The sequence below is a fragment of the uncultured Methylobacterium sp. genome, from assembly GCF_964244095.1.
Taxonomy (GTDB): Bacteria; Pseudomonadota; Alphaproteobacteria; order Rhizobiales; family Beijerinckiaceae; genus Methylobacterium.
Window position 1 is genome coordinate 1 of sequence record NZ_CAXTHR010000243.1, and the last position, 3271, is coordinate 3271.

Annotated in this window: 3 protein-coding genes and 1 pseudogene; 1 reads left to right on the plus strand and 3 read right to left on the minus strand. The window is 73.1% G+C overall.

What is annotated here, in order from left to right; translation table 11 throughout:
* The 3 genes and pseudogenes from ACFE86_RS21855 to ACFE86_RS21865 all read right to left on the minus strand — a co-directional run.
* Nucleotides 1–260: pseudogene (locus ACFE86_RS21855) on the minus strand (hydrolase); the annotation flags it as partial.
* A 29-nt stretch (nucleotides 261–289) separates the two neighbouring features.
* A complete protein-coding gene (locus tag ACFE86_RS21860; RefSeq protein WP_375457416.1) occupies nucleotides 290–964 on the minus strand; it encodes a DNA-3-methyladenine glycosylase I in 675 nt (224 codons plus the stop codon).
* Nucleotides 965–1822, minus strand: a complete 858-nt coding sequence (locus ACFE86_RS21865) for a YgfZ/GcvT domain-containing protein (protein WP_375457417.1) — start codon at nucleotides 1820–1822, stop codon at nucleotides 965–967.
* 87 nt (nucleotides 1823–1909) lie between these two features.
* On the opposite strand from ACFE86_RS21865, the gene ACFE86_RS21870 reads away from it, so the two are divergent.
* Nucleotides 1910–3271, plus strand: a complete 1362-nt coding sequence (locus ACFE86_RS21870) for a dihydroorotase (protein ID WP_375457418.1) — start codon at nucleotides 1910–1912, stop codon at nucleotides 3269–3271.

The window sequence follows — 3271 nt, forward strand, 5'->3', positions numbered from 1 at the left end:
AGCGGCGAGATGATGTCGCCGACGACGTATTCCGGCGCGTCGTGCAGCAGCAGTTCGAGCCCCTGCGCGGGCGTGCAGCCCGGCGTGAGCCGCCGGCCGATCGCCTCGACCAGCAACGCGTGCTGCGCCACCGAGAACACGTGCGGCCCCGCCGTCTGCCCGTTCCAGCGGGCGACGCGGGCGAGCCCGTGGGCGATGTCGGCGACCTCGATGTCGAGGGGGGAGGGGTCGAGCAGGTCGAGGCGGCGCCCCGACAGCATCCGCTGCCACGCCCGCGGCTTGACCGCGCTCACGGCGCGGGCCCGGCAAGCGCCGCAGGCCTACCAAGCGCCGCGCAGGGGGCGTGGCGGTGGCAGCCGACGAGGTGGTCGTTGACCATGCCGACCGCCTGCATGAAGGCGTGGACGATCACCGGCCCGCAGAAGCTGAAGTTTTGGCACTTCAGCGCCTTCGCGACGCGCCCGGATACATCGGTTTCGGTCCGGATATCCGCTCGGCTTTCGGCAGCGCCCTGGATCGGTCGTCCGTCCGGCAGGAAGTCCCAGAGAAAGCGGGAAAAGCCCGGCCCCTGCTCCTCGATCCGCAGCCAGGCCCGGGCGCCGTTGATCGCTCCGACGATCTTGGCGCGGTTGCGGATGATGCCGGTGTCCTGCATCAGGCGCGCGACGTCGGCCTCGGTGAAGCGCGCGATCCGCTCCGGGTCGAACCCGGCGAAGGCGCGGCGGAAACCGTCGCGGCGGCGCAGGATGGTGATCCACGACAGGCCCGCCTGGAACCCGTCGAGGACCAGCTTCTCGTACAGCGCCCGGCCGTCGCGTTCGGGCACACCCCATTCGGTGTCGTGATAGGCGACGTAGAGCGGGTCGAGCCCGGCCCACCAGCATCGGGCGCAGCCGTCGGCATGGTGGACGAGGCCGTCGGCGGCGGCCTCCGCGCTCCGTTCCGGGCCGGGCGAGGCGGCCATTCAGCCGGCCGCCGCGCCGAGCGCGTCGGGCATCGCGAAGCTGGCGAAGGCCGGCCGCGCGACACCGAGGACGCGGCCCTCGGCCCGCAGCGGCTCGCCGGCGGCGAGGGCGTCGGCGAGGCGGTCGAGGCGCAGCATCACCAGCCCGCGCCCCTTCGTGCGGCTGCCGGTGACGCCGAGGACCTTCCGCCCGGCGGTGACCTCGGAGCCGGGCGCCGCCGCCTCGCCATCGGAGTAGGTCGCGGGAAGGATGCGGGTGCGCGCGGTGCCGCGGTGCTGCATCCGCGAGACCACCTCCTGCCCGACGTAGCAGCCCTTGCGGAAGTCGACGCCGCCGAGCTGGTCCATCAGCGCCTCGTGCGGGAAGGCATCGCCGAGCGGGAAGTCGCGTCCGCCCTCGGGGATGCCGAGCGCGATGCGGTGGGCGTGGTAATCCTCCTCCGCGGCGTCCGCCGAGAACGCCCCGGCCGCCGCGTAGAGCCGCGCGCCGAGGTCGGCCAAGCGGGAATCGGCCGCCGTCGCGACCGCGGCCGCCGTCGTGCCGCCGCCCCAGGCGGCGGCGATGGCAACAGTCGGATCGACCGCGATCGCGACCTCGGCGCGGAGCTTGTAGAGGCTCAGTCGCTTGGCCAGACCCGCGGCCTGATCGGCCGGCACGTCGAGACGATAGCCGTCGGCGATGCGGGATATCAGAAAATCGAACTGGATCTTGCCCTGCGGCGTCAGCAGGGCGCCGAGCCGCGCCTCCGCAGCGCCCAGCGTCTCGACGTTGCAGGTGAGGACGCCCTGGAGCAGGGCGGCGGCGTCGGGACCGGTGAGCGTGACGAGGGCGCGGTCCGGCAGCAGGGCGATCGGCATGGCGGGTCCTTCGGGCCGCGCGATTGCGCAGGCCGTGGCCGTGACATAAGCCGCCCGGTACCCGGCCTCAACCGCGGAAGCCCGCCCATGGATCACGCTTCGGACCAGCCTCGGGACCGGCCCTTCGACCTCGTGCTCTCCGGCGGCACGCTGGTGAACCAGGACGGCGCGCATATGGCCGATCTCGGCGTCCGCGGCGGGCGCATCGCGGCGATCGGCGACCTCGGAGGCGCCGCGAGCACCGAGCGGCAGGACTGCACCGGCCTCCACCTGCTGCCCGGCGTGATCGACACGCAGGTGCATTTCCGCGAACCCGGCCTCGACCACAAGGAGGACCTCGAATCGGGCTCGCGCGCCGCGGTGATGGGCGGCGTCACCGCTGTGTTTGAGATGCCGAACACCGACCCGCTCACCACCAGCGCCGAGGCGCTCGCCGACAAGGTGGCCCGCGCCCATCACCGGATGCATTGCGACTTCGCCTTCTGGGTCGGCGGCACCCACGCGAATGCGGGGCAGGTGGCCGAGCTGGAGCGGCTGCCGGGCGCTGCCGGCATCAAGGTGTTCGTCGGCTCGTCGACCGGCTCGCTGCTGGTCGAGGACGATGCGGGCGTGCGCGAGATTCTGCGGCGCACCCGGCGCCGCGCCGCCTTCCATGCCGAGGACGAGCCGATGCTGCGCGAGCGCAAGTCCTTGCGCGTCGCCGGCGATCCGGCCTCGCACCCGGTCTGGCGCTCGCCCGAAGTCGCGCTGAAGGCGACGCGGCGCCTCGTGGCGCTGGCGCACGAGACCGGCGCGCGTATCCACCTTCTGCACGTCTCGACCGCCGAAGAGATGGACTATCTCGCCGGTCACAAGGACGTCGCCAGCGTCGAGGTGACGCCGCACCACCTGACGCTCGACGGCGACGAGGCCTATGCCCGGCTCGGCACCCTGGTCCAGATGAACCCGCCGGTGCGCGGCGACGCGCATCGGCGGCGGCTCTGGTGGGGGCTCCGCCAGGGGGTCGCCGACATCCTCGGCTCCGACCACGCGCCGCACACGCTGGCGGAAAAGGCCAAGCCCTATCCCGGCTCGCCCTCGGGCATGACCGGGGTGCAGACGCTGGTGCCGATCATGCTCGACCACGTCGCCGCGGGGCGCCTGTCGCTGGCGCGTCTCGTCGACCTCACCAGCGCCGGGCCCAAGCGCCTGTTCGGCATCGCGCGCAAAGGGCGGCTGGCGCTCGGCTACGACGCCGACGTCACCGTGGTCGACCTCAAGCATCGCGCGACGATCCGCAACGACTGGATCGCGTCGAAGAGCGCGTGGACGCCCTACGACGGGGTCGCCGTCACCGGCTGGCCGGTCGGCACGGTGGTGCGCGGTGCCCGCGTCATGTGGGACGGCAGACTCACCGCTCCGTCACGGGGCGAGGCGGTGGTGTTCGAGGAGGCGCTGGCGCGGGCCTGA